This is a genomic window from Acinetobacter lwoffii (genome assembly GCF_022809915.1).
Classification (GTDB): domain Bacteria; phylum Pseudomonadota; class Gammaproteobacteria; order Pseudomonadales; family Moraxellaceae; genus Acinetobacter; species Acinetobacter lwoffii_M.
The window spans coordinates 1-5918 of record NZ_JALGQY010000058.1 but is presented as its reverse complement, the minus strand read 5'-3'; the positions used below and the strand labels follow the sequence as shown (position 1 = coordinate 5918).

Sequence of the window (5918 nt, the reverse complement as noted above, 5' to 3'; positions counted from 1 at the left end):
TGTATATGTTGGTCAGGGGATTACAAAGGGGATTTACCCCTTGTCGCACCATTGGATGAAATCCAATGGCTAAGTGCGCCCTTCGGGGAAAACCACGATAGCATGGGCTGTCTTGAATTTCAATTCAAACAGACCTATGCTTGAGGGGGATTCCTTGAGATGGTGATGGTATGAGTGTTGAAACTTTAGAGCAAAAAATTGCAAAGCAAGAAGAACGATTAAGACAACTAAAAGCACAAAAACAAGCTATTGCTGCTCGTGAAAAAAAGAAAAATTCTGATCGACAAAGAAAAGATGATACTAGACGTAAAATTCTACTGGGAGCTTGGGTTCTAAACAAACTGAAAAATGATGAATCTTTTAAGGGTCAACTAACCGATTTTGAAAAGTTTTTAAGCACGGAAAGTAAGACTGAAGAAAATAGGCAGAAAGATAAAGATCTTTTTAATGGCGTTATATGGAATAACACCTAAATTTCGCATATGAGATTTTGTATTAAATAAAAAAACAATCCCCTAAAAATAGGGGATCTTGTTAGTAATGGAATCGACATTGAATTATAGAGATTCGTTCATCTGTCACTTCATAAACTAATCTATGCTTTTCATCAATCCTACGACTCCAAAATCCTGAAAGATTAGCTTTTAAAGGTTCTGGTTTTCCTGTTCCCTCAAAAGGTGTTCGCTGACATTCTTTGATTAAGGTATTAATACGCTTAAGTATCTTTTTATCCTGTGTCTGCCAATAGATATATTCATCCCAGGCATTATCAGTCCATTCGACGTTACGATTCGTCATCCTCAATCAACTCTCTGTGTTTTGTTTTCCCTGCACGTAATTGAGCAATTGATTCATTTAAACGACTTGCATTATTTGGAGATGAAAGGAGATATAACGTTTCCATTAAGCTATCGTAATGATCTTGTCCCATTACTACAGCATGGCCACCTTCTTTTCTTGTAATAAAAGCAACGTCTACATCATCAATTACTTTATCTAAAACAGATTTTAAATTGTTACGTGCGTCCGTATATGTAAATACATGCATATATCTATCCCTCATAGGGTAAGCTGCGTCAAAACGCTGCTAGCTAGACTACCTAGGCGGTAGTGATTGAAACTTTACAATCCTAAATGTACAGAATCCTGTACATATTGTCAATTTCGTATAACCTCCATTATGTTAAATGAGTTTGAAATTAGATGATTTTTCATCTTTTAAAATATTTAATTGGAGGTTATATCTTAAACACAATTTTAAAATTACTTTATGGACAGAAAATTGATTTCTAAAGAATTAGATATAAATAGAGTTGTATTTATTGGAAGAACATTTGATGAATACATGAAAATGTTTAATTTATCGCTAGAGAGTTTGAAGGACAAAAAAGTTCTAGATTGCCCTGCTGGAGCTTGTTCATTTACAGCTATTGCTAGGCAAAAAGGAATTGATTCAACTTCTGCTGATATTGTTTATTTTTTTGAGCATCAAGCATTAAAACAAAAGGGATTGCACGATATTGAACATACAGCTAATGAAATCCAAAAAGTGAAACAAAATTATATTTGGAATTTTTTTGAAGATATTGAAAGTTTGAGAAAAACTAGATCCCAAGCCTTAAATGACTGTTCTAAGCATATGCAACAAGCTCCTGAAAGGTATGTAGCTGTTGAATTACCTTCTCTTCCTTTTGCCGATCATGCATTTGATATTACTCTTTCGGCTCATTTTCTATTTACTTATGCAAGCAGACTTAGCTATCAGTTCCACTACGACACAATTAAGGAATTATTGAGAGTTACTAGTCAGGAACTAAGAATATTTCCTCTAGTAGATATGAGCGGAAATTATTATGAACATTTACAGCAACTCAAAGATGATTTACTTGCTGATGGATATATCTGTGAAGAATCCTCAGTCTCTTATGAGTTCCAAAAAAATGCGAACCAAGTTATGAAAATTAGGAAGATATAAGCCAAAAATCTTTAATAAAATATGGAGGGTATAAAGCTATCCAGTATTTATTTTTCCTAAAATTAACATAATACACCTTATACGAAATGTGTTATAATTCTCGTGAAAATTCAACGCTGTAGTTTCAATTTTCTAGCCCAGTCGTCAATGACTGGGCTTTTTTTATTACTTTTCACGTTCCACGCCTAGTCTTTAATCAATGTTCCACGATTTTGATTAAATAAACTGAATAATTCAATCTGCAGAATTTAAGCGATTATCTTGAATAAGATCACTCAACTTACCTTCAAGCGATTCGATTTTATATTTCAGAGACAAGATTGAATCTTTTAAACGTGAATTTTTAGGTGCATCCGGATTCTTTAATTGATTAAAAACCCCTAATAATTCGCTGTGATGAGTGCTTAACCTTTCAATGTCACTTTCAATAGCCATTCTTGGTGTCCACAGAGCAAGTAAACTTTGCTCATAATCTTTGAGTTCTTGATGACTCATTGCATCTAATTCAGCCTTAGTTCTCATGGTTTAAAATCCGTCTTGCTATGAAGAGCTTTAAAAATCCGTTTTGTTGTTTCCTCTCTTACACTTTTCGGATCTCGTAAGATGCCACTAATCCAGAGGGCAAATGTCGGGTAGTCTGGGAAATTACTGAGGTCTGATAGCTCAGAAAGTTTAGATAAAATAGTGCTGTACTTGTTAATTTGAGCATCAGATAAATTGCAGAACATATCTATAGTTCTTTGATCTCGCTGAGGCGCTATTAATTTTGGCTTAGGTTTTTCTTTCACTATAAATTTAAAGCCAACTACTGAACGCCCTTTTTTTACATTTTCATAAGTGAGTTCAATATCTGTATTAGTTGTAATCTCATTTAATGAAGGCTTCATTACTCGGTCTTTTAAATTACAGAGTTTGTCATAAGATTTGGGCAAACCCAGCTCATTTTTTATATGTTCTAAGGACATTTCAAATTGTCCCATTGCTTGATGCTTTTTAGCTAAATGATAAAGATCGAATGAGTAATCTTTTTTCAAACTTAGTACGATATCTTTTTTATATTTTGTATAAGGGTTTAATTTATCAAACTCTTTTAACATCAGTAGAACGATTTCAGGGAAACGTATAGCTATCCCTCCGTCTTCATAAGTGCAATCAATCACCCAATTCGACAGCACCTTTTTTCCTCTTTCATTGTTATAAGAGAAATTTCTTTTAAGTAGATTCTTGCTGGCTAGTTCTAACTGCGTATATGCGGAATGCGTTTTAATGCCACATTCTCTAGCAAACTCTTCTGCCGTAATCATAATTCGGTCTTTTTCAGTTGCATCAGTGGTTCTAGCAATTGGGCTAGCAAGTATTAACATTCGTTTTTCATCAATGTTCATACTCTTAAAGCATTCTTGAACATTGTTTTGCATAACAACCCAGCTCAGAGGATATGTTTTTTTATTTTCGTCCATATAACTACAACCCCAAAAAACTAACTAACTACATTGGTATTTATGTAGCTTAAACATACATTGTCGTTTATTTTTTGACTACTATTTTTGTAGTTTTTTAACAAAACTACAAACTTTTTCTTGTAGTTTAATGTCCGGTAAAAGTAGTTTCTATGTCCGGTAAAAGTAGTTTTTTAAGTCCATTTTGTCCGGCATTTGTAGTTTAATGTCCGGTAAAAGTAGTTTTTTAAAGTCTGAAAGCATTGCTAGGCGTGGTTTATAGGGGGGTCTAAAAGCTTTTAAAAGCTTTTTAAAAGAATAAAAGGGAATTTATTTCCAAAGTGAGTTATTAAAACTGCCCTTGGTACTCGCTAAAGCTCGTACTCTATTGAAGCTCGTTTCACTCGCTTCGTGGGGGCAGTTTTTTGCATATATGATCAAGGATTCAAAAAGCAAAACATGAATAATGCATTCGCTATGCTCATGCTTTTTGACGAGCAAAAGCATCAATACTTCGCTCGTAGACACTCGCTAATCACTGTCCCCAGTAATTCAATAAAAAACGGTTTTTCAGAGGGGGAATAAGCAACCTTTCGTTGTGTCGCTCGTAGACACTCGCTAAAAGGCTCTCATTTGCGTTTTAAGCGATTTTATTTTTATCAACTATAGTTTTACTGTATTTCTATCAAAAGTCGCTAAAAACCCCGGTTTTTTGCGTTTAAACAGGGTTTACCAAGGTGTGTAATCGTTATCATTGTCTTGTTCTGGCTTTTTAGGCTCATTTTTCTGCTGTTTCTCCAATTCTTGGCGTCTTAAAAATGCCATATGTTCTTGTTCTCGCCTTTCTTGCTCATAGAGTTGTTCTTGTTGTTCTCGTTCTTTACGCAACTGCTGTTCCCTCAATTCATGATCTTTTCGGTCGTTTTCGAGCTGTATCGCTCTTTTTTTGGCAAATTCTTGCTCTGCTTCTACCTCAATTGGTTTTATAAAATCTGCATGCATTTTTTGGATTTTTAGCTCTTCCATTTCTTTTGCATATAATCGTTTCTGTTTTTCACCATTTTGAGGACTAAAGTATTTATTTCCATAGTTATCTTCTTCAAATATATAACTATTTATGATCTCCAGTCTTTGATCGCGTACATACTCTTGATACTCAGTTTCTCTGCGTGATATTTCAGAAATTTGATGATCTATATTTGAAATTTGATCATTAAGTTTTCGTTGTTTAACAGTGATGTTCGGTTCGTCAAATTTTGCAAAAGACTTTTTAGGCTGGAGCAGCTGATTTTCTTCTGTCCATTTATTTAAATGATCAGAATATCTCTCTTTTTTTTCTATTTCACTAAGACCAGAAATATGCTTTTGGATGTCTAGTTGGGTGTTGTGTTGGTCGATCAGGTCATTTATTTGATTGATCCATTTTGTTTTAAAAAATAAAGGCTCTTTTTTGCGTAGTTCTGATATTGCAGAACTCATCGTGTTTAATTTTGTTGTTAATTTTGATAATTCTTCATTTTGGAATTCAGAAAGTTTCTGAGAAGTTTTTTCTAAATACTCAGCTTGAGAGTATTGAAACTGAAGCTCACTTCGTACTTTTTGAACAAGATCCTCAGATACTTTGATGTTTTCATCCAGTGCGATGACCTTTTTGATTTTTAAATTACGTAGCTTAATTTCATCATTTTTCAGACTAATTTCTGTAAATATTCCTCGTCTCCGGAGGTATGTCGCTTGAGGACCTTCGTGCTGAGTTGCTTCTAGGTCACTTTCCTGGTCTTCATAACTTCTGTGATCGACACGTTCATCAAATCCATTTTGTTTCAGGTGGTGATTGCATAATTCTGCAAATGATTCTCTCCAGTGGCTTACAGTTTCTGTGCCATTGTCACGACTAAAGTCCCTATATTTTTTTGCTGAAAAGCCACCATGCTCATTAATACTTCGGGTTGTGAACATGATGTGTGCATGGTAGTTGCGTTCATCACTTCCACTGTCTGTATGAGGTGCATGAATAGCAGCATCAACGATGACACCGTATTTTTTAACGAGGTTTCGGCAAAGTTCATTGAGCATATTTTCACGCTGTTCAGCGTTTAACTCACTGGGAAATGCAATCTCAAACTCTCTTGCAAGTAATGCATCTTTTCTACGTTCAACCTTTTCGACTTCATTCCAAAGTGTTTGGCGCTTGAGTAACTCAGTATTTGTATTTTCAGGTGCATAGATTTTTGTAAATTCGACACCAGTTTTTCTTGTGTAGTCTTGTTCTTTTCCATAAAAATCACATACCAATTTTTCACTTGAACGATATGCAGCACAAGCAACGGCTGATCGTCCATTACCTCTACTAATCGTTTTAACTGAAAAATGATATATCGCCATTTTGCTTTTGCTCTTTATTTCGATTTATCGAAATTACCAACATGTATATGTTGGTCAGGGGATTACAAAGGGGATTTACCCCTTGTCGCACCATTGGATGAAATCCAATGGCTAAGTGC

7 protein-coding genes are annotated in these 5918 nt (G+C 34.6%); 2 read left to right on the top strand and 5 right to left on the bottom strand.

Annotated elements, in window-relative coordinates; all coding sequences use genetic code 11:
- Positions 1-170 precede the first annotated feature (170 nt).
- The gene (locus tag MTX11_RS16095) at positions 171-473 is read left to right on the top strand and encodes a hypothetical protein (RefSeq protein ID WP_000110201.1); all 303 of its coding nucleotides are present in this window, start codon (positions 171-173) and stop codon (positions 471-473) included.
- A 61-nt stretch (positions 474-534) separates the two neighbouring features.
- Here the strand turns inward: MTX11_RS16095 and MTX11_RS16090 are convergent, their stop codons facing one another.
- Together MTX11_RS16090 and MTX11_RS16085 are read right to left on the bottom strand one after the other, a co-directional pair.
- Complete coding sequence (locus tag MTX11_RS16090; RefSeq protein ID WP_000184943.1) at positions 535-798, bottom strand: Txe/YoeB family addiction module toxin; 264 nt, start codon at positions 796-798, stop codon at positions 535-537.
- Positions 785-1048, bottom strand: a complete 264-nt coding sequence (locus tag MTX11_RS16085; protein ID WP_000557944.1) for a type II toxin-antitoxin system Phd/YefM family antitoxin — start codon at positions 1046-1048, stop codon at positions 785-787. The genes MTX11_RS16090 and MTX11_RS16085 overlap by 14 nt, the downstream gene beginning before the upstream one ends.
- Before the next feature lie 222 nt (positions 1049-1270).
- Between MTX11_RS16085 and MTX11_RS16080 the strand changes: the two genes are divergently transcribed.
- Positions 1271-1975, top strand: a complete 705-nt coding sequence (locus MTX11_RS16080; protein WP_243475577.1) for an SAM-dependent methyltransferase — start codon at positions 1271-1273, stop codon at positions 1973-1975.
- Positions 1976-2209: 234 nt separating this feature from the next.
- Here MTX11_RS16080 and MTX11_RS16075 read toward each other — a convergent pair whose 3' ends face one another.
- From MTX11_RS16075 to mobQ, 3 genes are all read right to left on the bottom strand, one after another.
- Positions 2210-2497 (bottom strand): hypothetical protein, encoded by a 288-nt coding sequence (locus MTX11_RS16075; RefSeq protein WP_243475576.1) that lies wholly within the window; start codon positions 2495-2497, stop codon positions 2210-2212.
- Positions 2494-3435: a replication initiation protein gene (locus MTX11_RS16070; protein WP_020846814.1), complete on the bottom strand. Its 942-nt coding sequence runs from the start codon at positions 3433-3435 to the stop codon at positions 2494-2496. The genes MTX11_RS16075 and MTX11_RS16070 overlap by 4 nt, the downstream gene beginning before the upstream one ends.
- A 708-nt stretch (positions 3436-4143) precedes the next feature.
- Positions 4144-5799 carry a MobQ family relaxase gene (mobQ, locus tag MTX11_RS16065; RefSeq protein ID WP_243475578.1) on the bottom strand — a complete coding sequence of 552 codons (1656 nt, stop codon included), beginning with the start codon at positions 5797-5799 and terminating at the stop codon, positions 4144-4146.
- Between the last annotated feature and the right edge of the window lie 119 nt (positions 5800-5918).